The organism is Oceanobacillus jeddahensis (assembly GCF_000750635.1).
Taxonomy (GTDB): Bacteria; Bacillota; Bacilli; order Bacillales; family Amphibacillaceae; genus Oceanobacillus; species Oceanobacillus jeddahense.
Window position 1 is genome coordinate 344,884 of sequence record NZ_CCDM010000006.1, and the last position, 22,739, is coordinate 367,622.

A 22,739-nucleotide genomic window follows, 5' to 3' on the forward strand; every position below is an offset into this window, starting at 1 on the left:
CTTTATAATACGTGAGTATCGGAAAAAACACGTCAACGCACTTCCGCAGGATGGGGTGGCTTCTATGTTGCCCACACGACGTGGGCGTTCTTAGTAGAACGCCGTGTCATTTTTATTGGATTTTTTGAACAACCTCTATAATATTGAAACTAAGATAACGGATCGAATAAAGGAGTCGTTTGGATGGTAATGTCTTTTAACAAGCTAAGAAAAATTGAACAAAATACAGTCCTGCTGCCGGAGTTGAGCTTGACTGTTCAAAAAGGGGACATCATTGCTGTTCAGTGTGAAAATGAATATATTGGACGCCTGTTTGCTCTGTTAAATCATCCGGAACATATCCAAAAAGAAGCGATTACCTTGCCAAAAGGCGGATTTCAAAATGTGTATTTGTTTCAGCAGACGGACGGTTTATATAAACGGTTAAACGTGAAGCAGATGCTTCTATTTTGGTGCAAATTATATCGGCATCAGGCAGATTTAGAATTCGTTTTAAACCTATGTGAATTGCAGCATTGTACAATGAAGAAAACAAAACAGCTGACATTATCCGAACAGCAGCGGTTGCTATTTGCTTCCGCATTGATCCAGCGGGCAGAAGTATATATTTTTGAAGATCCTTCCCTTGGATTGGACCTTCAATCCAAGCATGTACTTCATAATCTGCTGCTTCATTTAGCGGATAAAGGCGCAGCAGTAGTATTGTTTACGCCGACCTTAGAAGAAGCCATTCGACTTGGAGACTCGGTTTATCGATATTCCGAACGGGGCGTCCAGCAGCTGGAACAGGATATAGAAGATGCTGAAAATATGGTGGAAGAAGAACCAGAGGAAGAAATAACAAGTATGCAGGTACAATTGGATAAGATTAGTGCAAAAATCGAGGATAAAATCATTCTTTTTAATCCGCTTGAAATTGATTATATAGAGGCTCGTGATGGGCAGACATATCTTTTTGTGAATAATGAGGAATTTGCCTCGTCCAATACAATAAAAAGTTTAGAGGACCGGCTGCAGCCTTTGGGCTTTTTTCGCTGTCACCGATCCTATCTGGTTAACCTGCAGCGGGTATGGGAAATTATTATTTGGAGCAAAAACAGCTACAGTCTCAGTCTGGATAATCCATCGAAAAGCACCATTCCATTATCAAAAGGAAACTATAGTAAGCTGAAAGAGTTGATCCATTTATGATGAAAAATGAAAAAACGGGACATTTGTATCGCTTAAGAGCATTGCTTTATAAGGACATCTGTGATTTGCGCTGGAATGGGCAGGTGCTCTTTAACCTGATTACAGGTGCTATTTTGATTTCGTTGTTTGCCTTGCTTCCACACGAGGAAATTCCGGTTTCGTTTGTGTTTGCATTTGTTTTTGGTATGCTGACATTGCTGATGCAGGGAAATCTAGTAGTAGAAGAAAAGGAGCAAAGGACCATCCGGCGTTTGAAGCAGGCTGGTTTTTCGCTAAAAGAAATTCTTCTGTCTAAAATGATGGTAACTTTTACGACAACGGTACTTATATTGATTCTTTTCTTTGTACTTTATGGGGATCATCTTCTGTTTCATTTACAGCTATGTATACTTGTTTTGCCTATCATAATGATGATGTTAATTGCAGGTACTTTCTTAGGAATAAAAACAAAGAACACAATTGAAGTCAGTCTTTATGGCTCGCCAATTATGATATTCTATTTTTTCTTGGAAGGTCTTTTGATGAATAGCAGCAGGGAAGCGATGCCCTGGCTGGCAATTTTTCCTAATTATCATATTCATTATGGAATTGAACAAATCTATTTCAATGAATCCTTTTTTTCTTATTTAGCTGTACCTTTGATTTGGATGGCAGCGGTAATGATAGTGTTTATAAGCTGGTACAAAAAGCAGCAATTTAATTAGGAAAATAAATTTATTAAAACAGTAGATGAGTTATCTGCTGTTTTTTTTGGAAGTGTTTACGAAATAAGTAAAATCACGTTCAAAATTATAAGTCTGAATTATTTGTCAATTGAACAAAAAGAGTCAAATATAAGAAATAAGCATTAAATGAATGTTTTTGTACGATAAGGTGTAAATCAATCCATTATTTGCTTTTTTATACGTTTATTTGCCTGCTTACAGCATTTGAAGGAGTTGTTATAGAAAAGATAAAATGTAATCTATCATGCATAAATTCCTTTTAAAAGGGGATATAGGATTATTTTACATATGTAAGAAAGGGGAGCAATGTTAATGATGAAGAAAATAAAAGGAATTGGATTTATACTTTCTATTTTAGCTGTATTCTTACTTGCAGCTTGTGGAGGATCCGATGATGATTCTACGGAAGAGAATGGTGAAACGAATTACAGTGAAGCAGTAGATCATACGATTATCGGTATTGAACCCGGAGCTGGCATTTCTGTAGCTACAGAAAATGCTCTAGAAGAATATGACAATCTAGATGGCTGGGACGTGGAGCTCTCATCTACTGGAGCAATGATGTCTGAATTAGGAACAGCTATTGATAATGAAGAACCAATCGTTATTACAGGATGGAATCCGCATTGGATGTTTGCGCTTTATCCGGATATGAAATATTTAGATGATCCAAAAGAGATTTATGGAGGAGAAGAAACGATCAATTCATTGGCACGACTTGGACTAGAAGAAGACAATCCGGATGCTTATCAATTTATTTCCCAATTTGAATGGGATGTGGAAGATATGGAAGAGATCATGCTTGAAACAGAAGAAACTGGCGGAGATATTGAAGATATCTCAGCACAATGGGTTGAAGACAATCAGGATAAAGTATCTGCTTGGGCAGAAGGAGTCAATGAGGGCAACGGCGCAGAAATAGAGCTTGCATCTACACCATGGGATTCAGAGCGTGCTTCTTCCGGAGTCTTAAAAGCGGCTATGGAACAGCATGGTTTTGAAGTGACAGTAACGGAAGTAGATGTAGCAGTTGTGTTTGAATCGGTTGCTTCAGGAGATGTAGATGCTACTTTAGCAGCATGGTTACCGGTAACACATAGTGAATTCTATGAAGCTAATCAGGATAATTTTGAAGATTTAGGGCCTAATCTAGAAGGTGCTAGAATTGGTATTGTTGTTCCCGAATACATGGATATTGATTCGATTGAAGATTTAGAAGCAGAATAATTAAATGAAGAGAGTAACCCTTAAATGATAAGAAGCGGTAATTAGCAGCTTCTTATCATTTAAGGGTTTTTATTTTATTTATATGTTGTTAAATTATGATATGCAGCAGTAGTAATAATTCAAAAGAAGAAAAAATACTATCTAATCGATATATCCTTTTCAAATCTCCTGCCTTTGATTTAATATAGAGGGAGGATAAAAAAGGAAGCATACATAATAATGAAATATGTATGAACAGGGGGGTGCAGTTTTGCGGACAGGAGAAGCGAAATATAACTTAAGTATAGTATTTATTATCATTGCAGTTCTAGCATATAGTCTTTTAGCAATGCAATCCTATAGTGTACTAGATGATTTGGACTCGAATGGGGATTTCCGGGAATATCTAGAAGAAAATTTACAAGAAACAGGGGATGACATTGCTGGTATAACAATGGAGGAACAGATCGAAATTTTTGGTAACGTTATAACCTTTGTGATTATAGTTTCGATTATTTATATTGTTTTAGGCATTGTGGCAGCTGTGTTTTTAGCTAAGCAAAAAAGAGTTAAACTGATTGGGGTTCTGCTGATTATTTTAGGGGTAATAAGTGCTGTTTTAACATTTGTTTTAGGGCTTATAGGAGTCGTGTCTAGTCTAGGTTATCTTATTGCCGGCGTGCTTACAGTGGTAAAGCATCGGAGAGCGGGAAATTCAATGGTATAAGCGATAGTTTAAGAAGGAAGCACAAATACGAGTGATTGGTATTTGTGCTTTTTTGCACTTTAAGAAAATATAAAACGAAACTTCATTCAGTGGGAGTTTTTCGACGCACAACTCTTTATGATGGGACGAGTAATCGCATCCCCAGTCCCAGGACGTCGCGAACTTAGTCTGCTTTCTTCATTCTCCCACTGAATTAGCCTAAGTGATTCAGGAAGTTAGCGCCCGTTATCTCTCGCCTAAATCAATTTATTTTCGCTCTTTATTTTGAGGCGGGAGTTTTACGGGCGGTTCTCCGTTATAAAATAATTAATTACTCTTCTTTATAATTCCTTTATTTTTATCACTTAACCTAAACATAGGAGGTTGATACGAATGAAGGAAAATATAGTATCTGTACAACATATAACAAAAAAAGTTAAACGGAGATACCTGCTTCAAGGCATTCAATTTCAGATTGAAAAAGGGGAAATTTGTGGTTTGCTCGGGCCGAACGGGGCAGGAAAAACAACCTTGCTGCGAGTGCTTACTGGATTAATTCAGCCTGATGAGGGAGATGTTTTTATTCAAGGCAACAGCGTCATCAAAAACCGGCAGGCAGGACTTTCTGAGATTGGTGCAATCATCGAAAATCCGATTTTCTTTCCTTATATGACAGGAAGAGAGAATTTGTTCAATTTGGCTTTGCTTCATTCACAATTAACAAAGCAAACGCGAAAAGAGAAGGTAGAAGAAGTACTTCAAATTGTTCAGCTTGAAGATAGAGCGGATGATAAGGTTCGGACATATTCATTGGGAATGAAGCAGCGGCTTGGGATTGCGCAAGCTTTATTAGGAGATCCTTCTTTACTGGTTTTGGATGAGCCGGCGAATGGACTGGACCCGATGGGGATTCGCGAGTTAAGGGAGTTGATTTTAAGACTGAACGAGGAATTTGGAATGACGATTCTTATTTCCAGTCATTTATTGGATGAAATTCAGCGGGTTTGTGAGCAGCTGGTTGTTATCAGAGAAGGAGAAGTATTATGGACTGGACCAATGGAAAACCTGGCGAGGGAAGGGCAGCAGTTAGAAGATGCGTTTGTGGAGCTGGTTTCCCGATGAAATATATTTTAAACAGCGAGTGGCATCGGTTATGGAAGCGAAAAACAACTTGGATTGCATTCTTGAGTATTCCAGTTCTTTTGTTTGCAGCAGCGAGCTATTTAAACACACAGAATGCAGCAGTTAATCCTGATCTTGCTCAGTATACGGTAGCCTGGAATTTTCCTGTGCTTGGCTTATCAGAAATGCTTTTTACTGCTTTTCACGGAGTGATTTTATTGCTGGTCAGTCTATCTGTAACCGAAGAATACCGATCTGGACAGTTGCGGATGGTACTAATTCGTTCCTTCTCTTTCAGTCAAGTGATGGCAGCCAAATATATAGTTGTTATTGGAGCCATGTTTCTGTACTTTATTCTTTATTTTATCTGCAGCCATGTTATCGGATTCGTCTTTTTTGAAAAACCGGATGAATATATGCGATTCTATTACTCCGCGCCCGTGAGTGTAGCAGAGGGAATAAGTTATAATGTGGCCTTTTATGGTTTGGCTTTTCTGACGATGATTGTCATGATTACTGTGTTTTTCTTATTGGCTGTTATCAGCCGAACAACGACAACAGCTATTGGTGCTGGGGTAGGATTTTTATTATTATCCTTTACTTATCCGCAAATTTTGAACTTTTTTCAGGAGCTAATAAATGAAGGCACGTATATGCGGATATTTTTTACATCCATCCCCATGATTCAATGGGAAGGATTGACATTAATGCTTTCAGAAAACAAAGAATGGTTATATTGGAATCTTCTCATTTTGTTTATGTATATGGTTCCTTTGATCAGTTTACTTTATTTTATTTGCAGAAGAAAAAATGCTTTTATTTAGGTGGTGATTATCTTGAAAAATATATTACGAAGTGAGACAGAACGGATTTTTAAAAGGAAAAAGACATGGATTGGAATTGGTATTTATTTGCTGCTGATTGGATTTCAATGCTTATTTCTTTCGGCGTTTGGCGGAGTTGCTTTTTACAGTCCGGAAGAAGAGGTTACTTTGAATGCTTTAAATACAGCACCCTTCCTGCTCAGAGAGTTGGGTCTATTCTTCTTATTTATTCTGATTCCCATGCTTGTTGTGGACAGCTTTAATGGAGAATATACATCTGGTGCGTATCGGATGGTGTTATTAAGACCTGTTCCAAGAGGAAAGCTATTCATGGCGAAGATTATAGTATTATCTATTATTGTTTTTCTGCTGTTAATGATTACAATGGCAGCAGGTATAATCTATGGACAACTGGCATTTCCCGGTGTTACAGAAACTACTTTTTTAGATACGGAAATGCTTCAGCCGCTCGCAGCATATGGCTATGTATTTTTATATTATCTGACCGCTTTTGTTATTTTGGTTTCAGCAATAATGGCAGGGAGCTTGATCAGTACTATATTGCCAAATATGATTTTAGCTTATATTGGAATCATCGGCTTTCTGGTCGGAAGCATCTATATTTCGGATTATATGGTAATTTTCCTATCCATGGCAGATACAATTTTTGTACTCTTAGCAGGGCAGAAACGGATGATGTTTTTGGTCATATTGTTTCTTATTTTGGGAAGCTATATACTGAATATAGGAATTTGGAAAAAGCGTGACTGGATAGGATGATAAAAGTGAAAAGCAAAATTATGCTGGTAGATGATGAGAAAGATATTGTTACTTTTATGAAAGACTCCTTGGAGGATGAAGGGTACCAGGTGCTGGTTGCCTATCATGGGGAAGAAGCTTTACGTCAGCTCCCGGAACAGCCGGACTTAATCGTTTTGGATATTATGATGCCAGGAATGGACGGCTATCAACTCTGTGAAGAAATTAGGCAGCATGTCTCCTGTCCGATTCTATTTGTCAGCGCAAAAAATACAGAGCATGATCGGATTAAAGGGCTGATGGTCGGAGGTGATGATTATATTGAAAAGCCGTTCAGTCTAAAAGAATTAAAAACAAGAATTTATGCGCATTTGCGTCGGGAGCAAAGGAATGCTTATAAGGCTTATCATCGCATGCATGCGAAAAATCTTATTATTGATACATCGGCATATGAGGTGTTTTACCAGGATAAAAAGATTCCCTTCACCTATCGGGAATTTGAAATCATCACGTTTTTTGTGATGCACCCTAATCAGGTTTTTACCAAGGAACAAATCTATGAGCAGGTTTGGGGGATAGATTCTTTTGGGGATTCTACAACCATCATCGAGCATATTAAGAAAATACGTGCAAAAATTCAAAAATATGATCCGTCCACTTCATATATAATAACGGTATGGGGTGTCGGATACAAATGGGAAGGCTAGCCTTATGCAACACTTAAGGAAACAATTAAGCCGTCATTTTTACCGAATTATGCTATTTAGTATTTTGGCAACGATCCTTACCTGGGTGATTGGGCTCCTATTATTTCAACTCATCTATCAGAATAAAACGTTGAATCCTGCTAATTATTATGAAAGCCAGATACCTGAGCTTGTTGAATTTGTAAATGAACAGGAAGACGTATTGAATCCCGATAACCAAGCCGTATTAGAAGAGCGGATTCCTTTAGAAGGGATAGACTATCAAATCGTTGATACGGATGGTGTGATGCAATATGGCAGTATGCAAGATCGTTATATTGCATCGAGAGAGGATGTATTAACGGAATTGAATAATAATATTTACGATGGAGATCAAATTGTTATTTATTATCCGATTACAGATAATGAACAACATCTTCAGGGAGCGGTTGGTTTTCGATATGTGTTGTCAGTCATGTCATCCAATGCTGAGTCACAACCAGTACTTCTCAGCTTATTTATTTTCTTCTTACTTGTTCCATTTGTTTATATTTACTTATTTACGTATACCATTGGAAAACGATGGGCAAAAAGAATGGAAGAGCCGTTTAATGAAATTATCACCGGAGCCAGAAAAATAGAAAATCAAGATTTAAACTTTACGATACGCAATAATAGTAATATCAAAGAATTACATCAGTTAATCGCAGCTTTTGATAAGATGAAAACAGCATTAAAAGAAGCACTTGAAAAACAGTGGAGTTTGGAAGAAGATAGAAGAGAAATGGTTGCAGCTGTTGCGCATGACTTGAAAACGCCCTTAACGATTATACAAGGACATGCAGAAGGGATTTTAGAAAGCAATCAGGAGCTTATCAAACGGAATAGACAATATATAGAGACAATTATATTTAATTGCCAGCGCTCGATTCGTTTAATTCAGGAGTTAAATGATGTATCCAGTTATGAAAAGACAGAATTTCATTTAGAAGTGGAGCCGACAGATGTGGAAGCACTGATCCAGTCTAAAATCAAGGAGTATCAGCAGTTATGTGATACACAGGAGATCCGGCTGCAAACATCGATACATTATTCCGATGGACAGCATGATTTATTTTATCTGGATTCATTTCGGATAAATCAAATGCTGGATAATATATTAACAAACTGTTTACGGTATACACCAGAACAGGGGGTTATTACTTGGGATACGTATATAGCGGAGGAAGAACTGAAAATAGTAATTATGGACAGCGGTCCAGGATTTTCAAAACAAAACAAGAAGCAGTTGTTTAAGAAGTTCTTCCGGGAGGATAAAGCGCGGAATAGCGCGGACGGTCATTCCGGTTTGGGATTATTTATCGCTAAAGCCATCGTAGAAAAGCACCAGGGTGAAATCAGTGCAGATAATCATCCTGATAGCGGAGCGGTTTTTACGGTGATTATTCGGAATATGAAAAATAAAATGTAAGAATTTAAATCCATGCATCTATAAAGGAGTATGGATTTTTTTCATATCTGGAAATAATAAAAACCCATTATAACAGGATTTTAAAAATGAAAGTAAGAACATTATAAAAACGCGTTCTTCTAATGTTCACAAATTCTACTAATAAAATCTTCTATACAAACTGATTCATTGGAATTAAAATGGTATATGGTATATATTTTTCATAGTGCTTAAAATTTATTACTCCTATGTTCTGTTTTTTGTAAAGCAAGCATGTGAGTGGAAGATAGATAAAAGGGGATTAGATTAAAATGGCAGAAACAATCAATGGGCAAAATCAAAAAACGCCATTCATAAAGATACTTTCGCAAACAGTGAAGACAGGTATTATACGTTCCAATCTGGTTCCGATGTTTGCAGGATTGACATTATCTTTATACACGTACCAGATTAGTATTACAGACAAGCTCTGGGAAATTTTATTTGCGTTTTTAGGTTCTATTTTCGTGATAGGAGCTGCTGGAGCTTTTAATAATTTATACGATCGGGAAATCGATGCAATTATGAAAAGAACGCAAGGCCGCCCGACGGTTACAGGTGAAATCAGGCCTGGAACAGTATTGTGGCTTGGTATTATCATGGCTGTAGCTGGAATTATCCTGCTTTGTTTAACAACACCACTTGCAGGATTTCTTGGCTTTCTGGGATTGTTCTTTTATATTTTTCCTTATACGATGTGGAGTAAGCGGAGAACAGTATATAATACAGAAATCGGCAGTATTTCTGGAGCGATGCCTCCATTGATCGGCTGGGCTGCGATGTATCCGGATATTACACATCCAGCGATTTTAGGTCTGTTTGTCATTGCAGTTATTTGGCAAATGCCGCATTTCTATTCGATAGCGATTCGCAGACATGAAGAATATCAAGCAGCTGGAGTTCCGATGCTTCCTGTTGTAAAAGGAGTCAGACGGACCTATATCCAGACGAATATTTATTTAATCATTATGTTTGGTATCAGCTTTTTATTAAGCTCATTGAGTGTCGGGCTTATGCTTGTATCATTGATCATGAGTCTTGGCTGGCTTATATTGAGTATTTTCGGTTATCAGCGAATGAACCCAGAAAAATGGGCAAAATCTATGTTTATCTATTCCTTGATTCATATGACCGTTGTTTTTTCAACGGTGATTATTTATTCGTTGATGGGAATTATCTTTAAATTGTAGTGTAATCAGCTTCAAAATTATTTTGAAGCTGATTAGCAGAATATATTTAAGAAAAAACCAATTCTGACGCAGAATTGGTTTTTTTCTATACGTCTCGTCAAGGAGAGTGATCAGAATTTTGGGGAGGGTTTCTTGTTTCTAAAAATAATTGATTTCGATATTCCGTTGGGGAAACACCTGTCAGCTCTTTAAATTTTAGAGAGAAATGCGTGCTGTCGTTATACCCAGTTTCAAAGCCAGTCTCTGTCACCGACAAATCTTCTGAAAGCAGTAATTGCTTTGCCTTTTCAATTCTTATTTGATGTAAATAGTTTAAAGGGGTTGTTCCTTTAATTGCTTTAAAACAGCGTTGAATATAATAAGGATTTTTTTGCAGAATTTCGCTCAATAGGTGTAAAGAAATGGTTTCTTGATAATGTTCTTCAATATATGCTGCTGCATCTTTAGTCACCTCTTCTTTGTAGCCTTTCCAATCAATTTGATCCGCCTTGCATCTGGTACAAGGTCTGAACCCTTCTCTGATAGCAGCGTCTATACTTTTATAAATAATGACATGTTCAGGATTTGGTGTCCGAGCTGTACAAGAAGGACGGCACACTGTTTTGGTCGTCGTCAAGGCATAGTAAAAGGAACCATCATATGTTTTGTCATTGTCCCGGATTGCAATCCATTGCTCTATATTCAAAATAATCACTCCATCTAAATTCGAAGTCAATAATGACAATGCCTGATTTGGATGAGTAGTATACACTAAAAAAAGGTGAGTTGTGCACATCTGCCTCGGATATATAAAGAGGTGAGACGATGAAAATGATTGAAAAGCTTCAATCTATTATGATATTAATCGCTGTTGGGATCGGTCTGCTTTTGGGACAGATCTCCTTCTTTGAACAAAATGCAGATACATTGATTTTACCGTTTCTGCTGCTTATGCTATATGGCTTATTTTTAACTGTTCCTATAAATAATATAAAATCCGCACTTAAAAACATCAAGTTTTTAAGTATCAGTACGATGATTAACTTTGTGTGGACACCACTTTTGGCATGGGGATTAGGTGCAATTTTTTTATCAGATCAACCAGCCCTGTGGCTTGGTTTTATTTTATTTCTTGTCACCCCTTGTACGGATTGGTATTTAATTTTTACATCGATTGCAAAAGGGAATATGCCCTTGTCCACATCTTTACTGCCTGTTAATTTAATTTTACAAGTCTTATTTCTGCCAATATACTTATTCATTTTTGCAGGCGCGATAGAGACAGTTGATTTTACGACAATGATAGAAAGTGTCTTATTCGTTCTGTTTGCTCCATTTTTACTTGCTCATGTAACCCGGTATCTGTTTCGAAAGAATAAGACTTTTTTAAAAGAGAAGCTAGTTCCATTTTTTGCTTCATCACAAATTGTATTTTTATGCTTAGCCATCGTAGCTATGTTCGCATCACAAGGTGATTATTTATTAAATCATCCAGAGGTCATTTTACTTATTCTGATGCCGCTGTTGTTCTTTTTTATCATAAATTTTATAGCTGCTCAGACAGCAGGAAAATTTTTTAAATTCAGCTATGAGGATACAGTTAGTTTAAATATGACCATTGTTGCCAGAAATTCACCGATAGCGTTGGCTATTGTAGTAAGCGCATTTCCGGATCAGCCCCTGATTGCTTTAGCGCTGATTGTTGGTCCTTTAATTGAATTGCCGGTGTTAGCGATGGTTGCTCAAGCTTTACTGCTTATCCGAAAGAGGAGCGTTGTAGCGAAGAAGTGTTAATTAAATTAGAAAAACCAAACACCATCAAACAGTGTTTGGTTTTCCTTAAAAAATAATAAGCGTCAGATACAATCCAAGTAAAGCAGTAAAGAGGATAGGAAAAGTTAGTACAATACCAATCTTAAAATATTCACCCCAAGAAATGCTTATTCCTTTTTGTGACAATACATGGAGCCAGACTAAGGTTGCCAGAGAACCTATCGGAGTAATTTTCGGCCCTAAATCTGATCCGATGACATTCGCATAGATGAGAGATTCTCTAAGAACCCCCGATGTACTTGTTTCAGCAATCGCAAGGGCATCAATCATTACGGTAGGCAAATTATTCATGATGGAAGATAAGAATGCAGCAATAAAGCCCATGGCAAAGGTTGCAACAAATAAACCTTGATCGGCAGTTATCTGAATCACCTTGGTGAGCGCTGAAGTAAGCCCTGCATTTCCCAGACCATAGACAACGACATACATACCGATAGAAAAGATAACAATGTTCCAAGGCGCATTTCTAATCACTTTTCTTGCTCTCATAAAGGAGCTCCGCCTTGCTAAGAGAACAAATATTATTGCTATCGCCCCTGCAATGATGGAGACAGGTACGTGAATAAACTCACTTGTAAAGTAGCCGATAATTAATAAACCAAGGACATACCAGGAGATATGAAATATTTTCATATCCTTGATAGCTTCTTGAGGTTCCTTTAATTCAGATAAATCGTATCTTTTTGGAATGGTTCTGCGAAAATAAATCAGCAGCACGAGAATCGTTGCAAGAAATGAGAAAAGGTTTGGAATAATCATACGTGAAGCATATTCTGCAAAGCCAATTCCGAAAAAGTCAGCAGATACGATATTTACTAAGTTACTTATAATAAAAGGAAGTGAAGTCGTATCAGCTATAAATCCTCCGGCGATAATAAAAGGAAAAATCATATGTGCTTTAAAATGTAAATTTTTTACCATTGCTAGTACAATCGGTGTAAGGATAAGCGCTGCTCCATCATTTGCAAATAATGCAGCAACGATTGCTCCCAATATACTTACGTAAACAAACATCTTTAATCCATTCCCTTTGGCTAATTTAGCCATATGCAATGCAGACCATTCAAACAAGCCCACCTCATCCAAAACTAAGGAAATTAAAATAATTGCTACAAATGCTAGAGTAGCATTCCAAGTAATATCGATAACTTCCAGAACATCTCCAAAATCAACAACTCCGAATAATAATGCAAGAATAGCTCCGCCTGAAGCAGACCAGCCGATATCGAGTCCTTTAGGCTGCCAAATGACGAAAACAAGTGTTATGAAAAAAATAATTAGCGCAAGTAAAAGCGATGATGTCACGATGATTCTCCTTTGTTTTATTAACGGGAATGTACACAAGTATTGCGTAGTATTTTGATAGAATGTATCATTTATTTCTTTAATGATTATTTGATTATAACTTTTTTTATAACAGACTTAAAACATATATGATTTCATTTTATCTGTTTTAAGTAACGGTAGATGGAAGGCTCGGATACTTCAAGTAGTTTAGCAGCTTCTGTTACGCCACCTTTTAATAAAAATACGCCTTTTTCATCTAACTTTTTAACGATACGGATTTTATCGTCCACCGACATGTTTGTTGTATGCTGTAATTCCATTCTTCCTTCTTCAATAAGCGATGAAAGGATTTGTGTTAAATTATTTTCCAGGTTTTCTGTAATTTCTTCTTCAGCTCTATCTTTCTTTTCAGATGAGGAAGGAATAGAAGTACGCGGGAAAAATTGATTCATATAATCCTGTACCTTTAAAAGCTGAGAAACATCAACGTTAATACAAAGTAACCCTATTAAAGCTTCTTCATCGTCTTTTATAAAGTAAACGGAGGATCGGAGGATTTTCTCATTTCGTACGGTGGAATTATAATTAGTAAGATAATCTTTATTTAAATATGTCTTTTCCGAGACGATTCGAAGAGCAAGATCTGTCATGGGATCCCCAATTTTTCTGCCGCTTATATGACCATTAGCCATTGCGATAATAGAATGATTCGGGTCACTCACATCATGTAAAATGACCTCACATTGTTCTCCAATTATATCTGCAATAAAATTCACAAATGGTTTATACTGTTCTAATTTTGCATTCAAGTTTCTCACCCAATCTCTTTATATAAACTTCATTCATTTTACCATATCACCTTTAAAATGATTCGAAATAATATTGCTATTATGACAATCATCATGTAATATATAATACAATATTAATAAAATATTATCAAAATAATAATAATTTATTAATGGGAGGATTAAAAATATAAATTCAGTTTTTAATGAGCGTTAATTAGAATACTAATCTTAGGCGATAAAGTTAAATGGAATCTTTTGTTTGTCAATGAAGGAAGAGGTTTTTGTTATGGAATTACTGATTTTAAAATGAAAGTTGCTCTGTTACCACTATTTACATGAATAGAGGATCAAGTATTAAGCAGTTAGGAGTGTTTTTATGTTAATACTTAATGAAAACGACCAACGTGAATTGTTAGAGATGAATGAAGTTATTGAACGTACGGAAGATGCGTTAGTGCAGTATTCACAAGGGAATACAATAACTCCGATCAGAGCGTCGCTTCCATTTAATGAAGGCGAGAACTCATTTTTAGTCATGCCTTCTGTGGTTAATGCATCAAAAAATGTTGGTTTAAAAATTGTTTCCGTAGCGCCAAATAATCCCGGTTTAGGAAAGAAGACCATTAATGGTGTCGTGATGTTGTCCGATTATCAAACCGGAGAACCCATAGCACTGCTTGAGGGCTCTTATCTGACAAAAATTAGAACAGGAGCATTATCAGGAGTAGCAACGAAATACCTTTCCCGTAAAAAATCCAGAAAATTCTGTATTATTGGAACAGGAGCGCAGGCAGCGGGGCTGTTTGATGCGATCAAAGCTGTTCGTCCAATTGAGGAAGTATTTTTATATAACCGGACAAGAGAAAATGCGGAAACATTTGCTGAATACCTGCAGGAACATAATGATTTACAAGTAAGTCTATTTGATAATCCAAATGATGCTATGGAAAATGCAGATATAATTGTAACCGCAACCAATTCATTGGAACCCGTTTTTTCAGCACCATTAAAAGAAGGGACTCACATAAATGCAGTAGGTTCTTTTAAACCGGCAATGCAGGAGCTACCGTTCGATGCAATAACAAATGCAGATAAGGTTGTTGTCGAATCAAAACCAACGGCATTAGAAGAGACAGGAGATTTAATTCATCCCATCCAAGCAGGTGTTTTTTCAGATGAAGCGATACATGGCGAACTGGGTAATATCGTGAGTGGAAAGCTTCCGGGAAGAGAGCATGAGCATGAAGTAACGTTGTTTAAATCAGTAGGCTTGGCAGTGGTTGATATTGTTATTGCCAATTACTTTTACGAAAAGGCAGTAAATAAAAATAAAGGGAAACGATTTCATTTATAAAATAAAGCGGGGGATTACATGATTTTTGAAAAAATGTATACAACAGTCGATACGCATACAGCAGGGGAACCTTTACGCATTATAACAGATGGAATTCCAGAGATTAAAGGAGAGACACAACTGGAGAAAAGAGCATATTGCATGGAGCATTTAGATGATCTTAGACAGGTTCTTATGTACGAACCCAGGGGCCATGATGGGATGTATGGGTGTATTATTACTGAACCTTCCACACCTGGAGCTGATTTTGGTGTCCTATTTATGCACAATGAAGGATGGAGTACGATGTGTGGGCATGGCGTGATTGGAGTAGTTACGATGGCGATTGAAACAGGAAGGGTAAAAGTAGAAGGAAACCATCATACATTTATTGTTGACTGTCCCTGTGGTCCGGTAACAGCTTATGCAACGACAGAAAATCATGTTGTTAAATCGGTTGCTTTTGAGAACGTCCCTTCCTTTGTGTATATGAAGGATTTTCCGATCGAATTTGACAACTATCAATTCAATGTTGATATTTCTTATGGCGGGGCTTTTTACGCTGTGGTCCATACGAAAGATTTAGGTGTGCATGTAAGCAAAAAAGAATTAGATGATTTGAAGGATCTTGGTGATAAAATAAAACATTATATAGAAGCAAGAGTAGAAGTCAAGCATCCAGAGGAGGATATTGATGGAATCTATGGGGTGATATTTTCAGGCGATCCCCATAGTAATCAAGCAGATTTAAGAAATGTTACTATTTTTGCAGATAAGCAAATTGATCGTTCCCCTTGTGGTTCTGGAACAGCAGCAAGAGTGGCAACATTGTATGAAAGGGAGAAACTTAAAATAGGTGACCAGTTTATACATGAGGCTATTACAGACGAACATTTCATTGGAGAAGTTCAATCCTTAAGCAAAGTCGATAAATATCAAGCTGTGATTCCCAAGGTGACAGGTTCGGCTTATATAACAGGTTTTCATCAGTTTGTTATTAATCCATATGATGCTTTGCATAAAGGGTTTTTATTAAAATAATATGAATCAGAGTGATGGACGTATAAGTTGAAAAGGTTATAGAGTGTTTGTTTTGATTCTATAACCTATTAATAAATGTAGTGCATAAAAGAAATTCAAATACACAATTATTCTTTCGTATTTGAATTTCTTATGCTACTTAATTTTCTATTTTATTCAATTCTGAAATTGATTCCGTCATTTGCAAAAATTTTTCAATGTCAGCAATATCGTGACAATGCATCGGTGATATGCGGATAGCGCCAGGAATTCCTAAAGCAATCAGCATCCTTTCAGAATAAGGGCTTCCCATAATTCTTTCAAATACAATACAGCCTCGTTTTTCGTATTCCCTGGCGGCAGCGGTATAGTCAAGATGATTAAACCCGATTGCCACAATTAAATCTTTATAAAGCAAGCTTTCTGTATCGGTATAAACAGTAACATTTGAATTTTGTCTCAAACCTCGGACGTTTTCAGTTCCATTTAACAGGGCAGAAAGAAGTGCTCTTTCATGTAAGTGAATTTTCTCCATACCTTTCATAAATAATTCTCTCCGGTCTTTTGTATCTGAATAATGTTTTCCAATCCAGCAGACATAATCAACTATTGCAGATATACTCGCGTAATTTGAAGGCGTTGGCGAGCCTAATTCCCATTCGTCGCTTTTTTTCGCTAATAATTTATGATGGCGTAAATTCGCTAAACGGGGGGAAACCCAGCCAACCCCGATTCCACGATTTCCAAAAAATTTATATGGTGCCATCGTGACAGCATCTACTCCAGTATCTTTTACATCAATAACACCATGAGGAGCATGTTGTACAGCATCTGTGATTACATATAAATCGGGCTTGATTTTTCTAGCCTGTGCTGTAATCTCTTTCATATCCATAATAGTACCAGAAATATTGGACGCTGACATAATACTGATAAAACAGGTGTCTTTGTCTACTAAACTTGCTACTTCAGCAGCATCGATACCCCCAGTTTCCGGATTTACTTTTGCTACACGGAGCTCCATATCCATTTTTTGTGCAGCGTATGACGCAGCATCATAAGCAGAAGGATGCTCCATTTCAGAAGTTACGATATTTTTACCAGGGACATTCTCCGCAATCGTTTCTGCAATTTGAAACATTACTTGGGAAGCGGAAAGTTGTGTAATAATAGAACCATTATCAGCACCAAAAATGACTTTTGTCATATCCTCTATACCTTGTTTTTTAATCTGTTGTAAATCTATCGAGCGGGGGTGAACTCTATCAGGGCAATCGGGGAATCTTTCAATAAATTCTTTTATTTCTACAACACTTTTCAATCTGAGTGATCCACCAGAGTTTTCAAAAAATAATCGTTCCCCATAATTTGGATCATTATCTAAAAAATAGAATTTTTCTTTTATTTCTTTCTGAAGCTGAGAAGAAAAGAATTCACCCTCATACTGCAATTCTTTAACTTTTTGGACAGACATGGATAATCGCCTCTTTCTTAAAATGAGATAAAGTTTTATGAAAGCATTTGTATTTCTTATATGTAATAAGTAAGGTGAAACAAGCCTTTTAATCATTTTGAAAACACTATTATTATTGATTTTGGAGAAAGGATGCAAGTCATAGAAACATAACAAGCAATACCAAAAAATACGAAGCGAATAAATGATGCTCCAAGCTTTCATGTTAGTAAGAATTGTAACAAACGATTAAAATATAGTAAAATTAAATTTATAGTTATTAATTATTAATAAAATAGATATTTTAGGAGGATTTATGTGAATTTTAATCAAATCGAAGCCTTTTTAACAACAATCAGATTGGGCAGTCTTTCTAAAGCAGCAGATCATTTATACATTTCCCAATCAACTGTTAGCCAACGTTTGCATTCTATTGAGAAAGAGTATGGAATTATATTGTTAAATCGGGACCGGGGAGTTAAAGGGATCTCGCTGACAGACGAAGGAGAAAGATTTTATCAAATTGCTTTGGAATATGAATTATTGCATATGGAAGCAAAAAGTATGAAATTAAGAAGCGGTAATATGACAATTACTATTGGAGCTGTTGATAGTGTTCATAATTATATATTTCAAAACCTGTATGAAAAAATCACACAGGAAATACCTAATCTCCGTTTAGCAATCAGGACGTATCAGTCAAATGAAATCTATTCGCTCATCGAACAGAGAAAAATTGATATAGGGCTATCATTACAGGAGCGGTTGTTACGTCATATTCATTTAAAAAAATTATTTGGAGAACAGCTTGTCCTGATTCAATGTAAAAAGAATGGACAATCAGAAAAAATAATTGCAAATGATACGCTGCTCCCTGAAAATCAGCTTTATATTTACTGGGGAATTGATTATCAGATTTGGCAGGAAAAGCATTGGGGTTCATCTTCAAATACTTATATTCAAATAGATACAGTAAAAATGCTGCAAGACTTTATCGTTGATTCTAATTTATGGGCAATTGTTCCAGTTTCGGTTGCAAGGAGTATGTATGAGGATGGTCTTGTTAACGTTTATATGCTGGAGGATCCGCCGCCGGATAGAATTTGTTATATTGTAGAACGGGAAGGGGGAAGCCGTTATTCAAAAAGAATTAATGAAATTCTTCTACATTCTATGGATGAAATAGAAAATATCGTAAGACCCTGGGAGGGGGAATGACGAATATGGAAGAGAAAAATAAATAATTGATTTATATCATCCATACAGCATTTGCAAGGGTACCAATTTTGGAGATAATAAAACGAAATTTCATTCAGTGGGAGTTTTACGGGCGGTTCTCCGTGATAAAATTTCTGGCTTTAATAGCTAATTGAAAGTACGAGGTAAGATCTAACTTATCCATAAATATTATATTTATGAATATTTAATATTTATATATTGTATTTTACAATAAAACGATTAGAGTGTTAATATACTTAACAAATAATTATCTTTTAAAATCAACATTTTATGAATAGTTTTTGTAAGCGTATACAGGAGGTTGGAAATAATGAATTATACAATCGATATAAATACAGATATTGGAGAAGGTTTTGGCAGATACACTGTAGCAAATGATGAAAAGTTGCTTGATATTGTGAGCTCAGTGAACGTAGCGTGTGGTTTTCATGCTGGTGATCCGGTGATTATGAATCATACCGTTAAGAAGGCTGCTCAAAATGGGGTTGCTATTGGAGCACACCCGGGTTTAGCTGATTTAATAGGATTTGGAAGAAGAAAAATCAATGTAACAATGGAAGAAGTAACAACAAATGTACTTTATCAGCTTGGAGCTTTAAATGCATTTACTAAGGCACATAATACAACATTGCGCCATATCTCACCACACGGCCAATTAGGGCATTATTGTGTGCAAGATCAAGATTTTGCCAAAGCGTTTATGGAAGCCGTTAAACAATTTGATGCGTCTATCAAAATAGTGGCACTAGATGGAGAATTAGCAGAAGAAGCAAAAAAGCAGGGATATAACGTGGTCAAGCAGATTTTTTCTGATAGAGCTTATAATAATGATGGAACATTGGTAGAGAGGTCTAGAGAAGGTTCGGTCATAACAAACTATGATGAGATGGTTAGCCGAACTATTCAAATGATAAAAGAGAAAACGGTAAGAACGATTGACGGAAAAATAATAAAAATGGAAGGAGAGATTCTTTGTATTCATAGTGATACCGCTAATTCAGATATACTTGCTGAACAGCTTAAGGATGAACTAGTGAAAAATGATATCACTATTTCCCCTTCTACTTAAGGATGGTCTTACGGAATAGGTGGGTGTGAAAATGGCTGACTATAAAATTACCAGTTATGGTGATGCTGCAATATGTATTACTTTTTCAGAGGTATTTACAGAAAAAGATTGGATGAAGGCACATACTTTAGCTGCAAAGCTGAGGGAAGAGAATTACGATTGGATGTTAAGTATTATCCCTACGTATACATCGGTTATTATTCATTACAGTATTATGGTAATGGATAAAGAAAGTGTAATAGAAATTATAAAAGACACCATTAATCAACCTGATTCGGAATTAGCAATTAGACAAAGAGATACACACTTTCTTCCTGTTGTTTATGGGGGAGAATTTGGTCCTGATTTACCGGTGATTGCAAAAAGATTAAAGCTGACGGAAGAAGAAATTATTCAGATGCATCTTCGTAGCACCAGTCAGCTCTTATCTTTTGCAAGCCCAGCAGGACAGCCTTTAATGGGGAAATCTGATATTCCGGATACAATTCCTCGTATGGAAACTCCTTATGTAAAAATTCCTAAAGGTACGATTGCCATAGTCGGCAGTCAAACAACAATATATACAAAAGAGACTCCAGGAGGCTGGCGCTTAATAGGACGTACACCTTTACAAGTTACTTATCCAGAAAAAATACCGCCATCCCCGTTTAAGATAGGAGATTTTATACGTTTTTTCAAAATAGATGAAAAAGAATGGGATTTTTATAAGAATAAAAATGTAGAAGATATGCCAGATTTATTGGAGGAAAAAAATGAATGATCGACTTTTCATCTTAGAATCAACGATTGCATCTATTCAAGACATTGGGAGGTATGGGTTCGAACACTATGGATTTAGTACCAATGGGGCACTTGATCAGTTTGCATATAAAATGAGTAATGCTTTACTTGGAAATTCGCTTGAAACACCAGCAATCGAAGTGACTGCATTTAATTTTTCTTTTAAAAGTAATGTGGACATTAGTATATGTGTTACCGGTGCACTGGCAGTTGTGGAAGTAGATGATGAAGCAAGGCCACAGTGGGAAACTTTTATTTTGAAAAAAGGACAAAAATTACGTATTTCTAAAATACGTTCTGGGATGAGAGTTTATATCAATGTAGCTGGAGGGGTGAATGTCCCCTACATACATGGAAGTGCTTCTTATGATGGTATGGTAGATATCGGTACAAAATTAAGTAAAGGGGATACACTTGCATTAAATGAAGATCCCAAAGGCTATATAAGAAGTAGATTACAAATACCTGACGAAGAAATACCAAAATATAAATCTCCTTGGAAAATCAATGTTTGCCACGGACCAGATGTTGATATTTTCAAACATCATATAAAATTTTTTGAGGAGGTTAAATTTCGAGTTTCTTTAGAGAGCGATAATATTGGTATTCGGCTGGAAAAATGTAGATTAACTAAATTTTCTCTACAGCAGACTTTATCAAGAGGTATTATTCCAGGAGCCATCGAAATCACACCACATGGTCAGCCTATTATTCTGCATAGAGGCAGAGGAGGAACAATAGGATATCCAGTAATAGCTTGTATTTCTTCAACAGACTTAGACTTGGCGGGACAAATGAGACCTCACGATATCGTTCAATTTAAATTTATCTCACCAAATAAAGCAATAGAGATGTACAGAAGGAGAGAGACATATATTCATCAAATACGAGATAAGAGTCTGGAATTAAACGATATATCAACAAAAGGAGTGGTATAGGTGAGAAGATTATTGAGAAGTTTAGGTTTTTTAACAGTACTTGTTATATTTTCTTTGTTAGCAGCTTGTATTGAATTAACCGAGCCCACAATAGCGGATGAAAGCGGACCTTCCAATGAGAGTAATTCAGACAGTGAAGTAACACTTAGGCTAGGTCATGTATTTGCTGAAGACGATCCGATACATAAAAGTACAGTGATGATAGCGGATCTTGCAAAGGAATATAGTGATGGTGAACTTCAAATAGATGTATATTCAAACAGTCAATTAGGTGGGGAAAGAGAGCTAGTTGAAGGAGTACAAATGGGAATGGTTGATATTGGACTGGCGGCTAACGCTCCTGTAACCAACTTTATTCCATCCCTTGTATATTGGGATTTTCCATATCTTGTAGACAGTATTGAACATATGGAAAGAATTGAGAATGATGAGTCGATTATGGGAGCTTTACAAACGGATTTCGAAAATAATAATCTTGTAAACTTGGGAATACAATATGGCGGGTTTCGGCAGATAACAAACTCTGTACGGCCTATTGAAACATTAGATGATTTCAGTGGTATTAATATTAGACTTTTAGAAAGTGAAGTAATGATTGAAACCTTTGAAAATATACCAGGAACAAGAACATCCAATATGGCTTTTTCGGAGTTATATTCAGGTTTGCAACAAGGAGTAGTGAATGCACAGGAAAACCCTTTGAATTCTATTTATAGTATGAAGTTTTTTGAAGTCCAGGATTATTTATCACTAACCAACCATTTTTTTACTACAAGGTATTACTTGATGAATGCAGACAGGTTTGATTTGTTATCGGAAAAGCAGCAGGAAGCGTTAGTAAGAGCTACAGAAGAAGTAATGGAACTTCATAAAGAGGAGCTTTTCGCAGAAGAAGCTCAACTTCTAGAGATTTTGGAAGAAGAGGGTATGGAAATTAATGAAGTATCCGATGAATTCGTGGATGAATTTAGAACACAAATGAAAGAAACAGTATATCCCCGTTTTTATGATGTAGTTGGAAATGGTGACGAAGAAGCAGGACAAAAGTTGATTGAGGAGATTGAAGCATTAAGATAAATCCTATAAACCAATATATATCTTTAGGTTTTAACGCGAAGATAT

The 22,739-nt window shown here is 36.3% G+C and carries 22 protein-coding genes; 18 read left to right on the top strand and 4 right to left on the bottom strand.

Annotation, left to right across the window (positions count from 1 at the left end; genetic code table 11):
* Nucleotides 1-183: 183 nt before the first annotated feature.
* The 10 genes from BN986_RS22525 (at nucleotide 184) to cyoE (ending at nucleotide 9,898) form a co-directional block, all read left to right on the top strand.
* Nucleotides 184-1,191 (top strand): LytTR family transcriptional regulator DNA-binding domain-containing protein, encoded by a 1,008-nt coding sequence (locus BN986_RS22525; RefSeq protein WP_040984397.1) that lies wholly within the window; start codon nucleotides 184-186, stop codon nucleotides 1,189-1,191.
* Nucleotides 1,191-1,895 carry an ABC transporter permease gene (locus BN986_RS22530; protein ID WP_187378607.1) on the top strand — a complete coding sequence of 235 codons (705 nt, stop codon included), beginning with the start codon at nucleotides 1,191-1,193 and terminating at the stop codon, nucleotides 1,893-1,895. The genes BN986_RS22525 and BN986_RS22530 overlap by 1 nt, the downstream gene beginning before the upstream one ends.
* Before the next feature lie 333 nt (nucleotides 1,896-2,228).
* On the top strand, nucleotides 2,229-3,143 hold the full coding sequence (locus tag BN986_RS22535; protein ID WP_148417194.1) for a glycine betaine ABC transporter substrate-binding protein: 915 nt from the start codon (nucleotides 2,229-2,231) through the stop codon (nucleotides 3,141-3,143).
* A gap of 226 nt (nucleotides 3,144-3,369) precedes the next feature.
* The gene (locus tag BN986_RS25935) at nucleotides 3,370-3,849 is read left to right on the top strand and encodes a DUF4064 domain-containing protein (RefSeq protein WP_052401081.1); all 480 of its coding nucleotides are present in this window, start codon (nucleotides 3,370-3,372) and stop codon (nucleotides 3,847-3,849) included.
* 372 nt (nucleotides 3,850-4,221) lie between these two features.
* The gene (locus BN986_RS22545) at nucleotides 4,222-4,950 is read left to right on the top strand and encodes an ABC transporter ATP-binding protein (RefSeq protein ID WP_040984401.1); all 729 of its coding nucleotides are present in this window, start codon (nucleotides 4,222-4,224) and stop codon (nucleotides 4,948-4,950) included.
* Nucleotides 4,872-5,774 (top strand): ABC transporter permease, encoded by a 903-nt coding sequence (locus BN986_RS22550; protein ID WP_081922312.1) that lies wholly within the window; start codon nucleotides 4,872-4,874, stop codon nucleotides 5,772-5,774. The genes BN986_RS22545 and BN986_RS22550 overlap by 79 nt, the downstream gene beginning before the upstream one ends.
* A gap of 12 nt (nucleotides 5,775-5,786) precedes the next feature.
* A complete protein-coding gene (locus tag BN986_RS22555) occupies nucleotides 5,787-6,554 on the top strand; it encodes an ABC transporter permease (protein WP_040984405.1) in 768 nt (255 codons plus the stop codon).
* Nucleotides 6,555-6,559: 5 nt separating this feature from the next.
* Nucleotides 6,560-7,240: a response regulator transcription factor gene (locus BN986_RS22560; protein ID WP_187378608.1), complete on the top strand. Its 681-nt coding sequence runs from the start codon at nucleotides 6,560-6,562 to the stop codon at nucleotides 7,238-7,240.
* Nucleotides 7,241-7,244: 4 nt separating this feature from the next.
* The gene (locus tag BN986_RS22565; RefSeq protein ID WP_040984409.1) at nucleotides 7,245-8,690 is read left to right on the top strand and encodes a HAMP domain-containing sensor histidine kinase; all 1,446 of its coding nucleotides are present in this window, start codon (nucleotides 7,245-7,247) and stop codon (nucleotides 8,688-8,690) included.
* Between the two features lie 290 nt (nucleotides 8,691-8,980).
* Complete coding sequence (gene cyoE / locus BN986_RS22570) at nucleotides 8,981-9,898, top strand: heme o synthase (RefSeq protein WP_187378609.1); 918 nt, start codon at nucleotides 8,981-8,983, stop codon at nucleotides 9,896-9,898.
* A 97-nt stretch (nucleotides 9,899-9,995) separates the two neighbouring features.
* Here the strand turns inward: cyoE and BN986_RS22575 are convergent, their stop codons facing one another.
* On the bottom strand, nucleotides 9,996-10,649 hold the full coding sequence (locus BN986_RS22575) for a bifunctional transcriptional activator/DNA repair enzyme AdaA (protein ID WP_187378610.1): 654 nt from the start codon (nucleotides 10,647-10,649) through the stop codon (nucleotides 9,996-9,998).
* A gap of 53 nt (nucleotides 10,650-10,702) precedes the next feature.
* Between BN986_RS22575 and BN986_RS22580 the strand changes: the two genes are divergently transcribed.
* Nucleotides 10,703-11,671, top strand: a complete 969-nt coding sequence (locus BN986_RS22580) for an arsenic resistance protein (protein WP_040984413.1) — start codon at nucleotides 10,703-10,705, stop codon at nucleotides 11,669-11,671.
* Between the two features lie 45 nt (nucleotides 11,672-11,716).
* Here BN986_RS22580 and BN986_RS22585 read toward each other — a convergent pair whose 3' ends face one another.
* Both BN986_RS22585 and BN986_RS22590 read right to left on the bottom strand, forming a co-directional pair.
* Nucleotides 11,717-13,015, bottom strand: coding sequence for an arsenic transporter (locus BN986_RS22585; RefSeq protein ID WP_040984415.1), 1,299 nt, complete (start codon nucleotides 13,013-13,015; stop codon nucleotides 11,717-11,719).
* A 134-nt stretch (nucleotides 13,016-13,149) separates the two neighbouring features.
* A complete protein-coding gene (locus BN986_RS22590; RefSeq protein WP_187378611.1) occupies nucleotides 13,150-13,806 on the bottom strand; it encodes a helix-turn-helix transcriptional regulator in 657 nt (218 codons plus the stop codon).
* Nucleotides 13,807-14,161: 355 nt separating this feature from the next.
* Between BN986_RS22590 and BN986_RS22595 the strand changes: the two genes are divergently transcribed.
* Both BN986_RS22595 and BN986_RS22600 read left to right on the top strand, forming a co-directional pair.
* A complete protein-coding gene (locus BN986_RS22595) occupies nucleotides 14,162-15,139 on the top strand; it encodes an ornithine cyclodeaminase family protein (protein ID WP_040984418.1) in 978 nt (325 codons plus the stop codon).
* Between the two features lie 18 nt (nucleotides 15,140-15,157).
* Nucleotides 15,158-16,159, top strand: a complete 1,002-nt coding sequence (locus tag BN986_RS22600; protein WP_040984421.1) for a proline racemase family protein — start codon at nucleotides 15,158-15,160, stop codon at nucleotides 16,157-16,159.
* 139 nt (nucleotides 16,160-16,298) lie between these two features.
* On the opposite strand, the gene BN986_RS22605 is transcribed toward BN986_RS22600, so the two are convergent.
* Nucleotides 16,299-17,612 carry an aminotransferase class V-fold PLP-dependent enzyme gene (locus tag BN986_RS22605; protein WP_052401085.1) on the bottom strand — a complete coding sequence of 438 codons (1,314 nt, stop codon included), beginning with the start codon at nucleotides 17,610-17,612 and terminating at the stop codon, nucleotides 16,299-16,301.
* 297 nt (nucleotides 17,613-17,909) lie between these two features.
* Here BN986_RS22605 and BN986_RS22610 point away from each other — a divergent pair, with 297 nt between their 5' ends.
* The 5 genes from BN986_RS22610 to BN986_RS22630 all read left to right on the top strand — a co-directional run bounded on the left by BN986_RS22610 (nucleotide 17,910) and on the right by BN986_RS22630 (nucleotide 22,694).
* The gene (locus BN986_RS22610) at nucleotides 17,910-18,809 is read left to right on the top strand and encodes a LysR family transcriptional regulator (RefSeq protein ID WP_040984423.1); all 900 of its coding nucleotides are present in this window, start codon (nucleotides 17,910-17,912) and stop codon (nucleotides 18,807-18,809) included.
* Nucleotides 18,810-19,140: 331 nt separating this feature from the next.
* Nucleotides 19,141-19,899 (top strand): LamB/YcsF family protein, encoded by a 759-nt coding sequence (locus BN986_RS22615; protein WP_040984425.1) that lies wholly within the window; start codon nucleotides 19,141-19,143, stop codon nucleotides 19,897-19,899.
* A gap of 31 nt (nucleotides 19,900-19,930) precedes the next feature.
* Nucleotides 19,931-20,659, top strand: coding sequence for a 5-oxoprolinase subunit B family protein (locus tag BN986_RS22620; protein ID WP_040984426.1), 729 nt, complete (start codon nucleotides 19,931-19,933; stop codon nucleotides 20,657-20,659).
* A complete protein-coding gene (locus tag BN986_RS22625; protein ID WP_040984429.1) occupies nucleotides 20,652-21,617 on the top strand; it encodes a 5-oxoprolinase subunit C family protein in 966 nt (321 codons plus the stop codon). Before BN986_RS22620 ends, BN986_RS22625 begins: the two co-directional genes overlap by 8 nt.
* Complete coding sequence (locus BN986_RS22630; protein WP_040984431.1) at nucleotides 21,618-22,694, top strand: TRAP transporter substrate-binding protein; 1,077 nt, start codon at nucleotides 21,618-21,620, stop codon at nucleotides 22,692-22,694.
* Nucleotides 22,695-22,739: the final 45 nt, after the last annotated feature.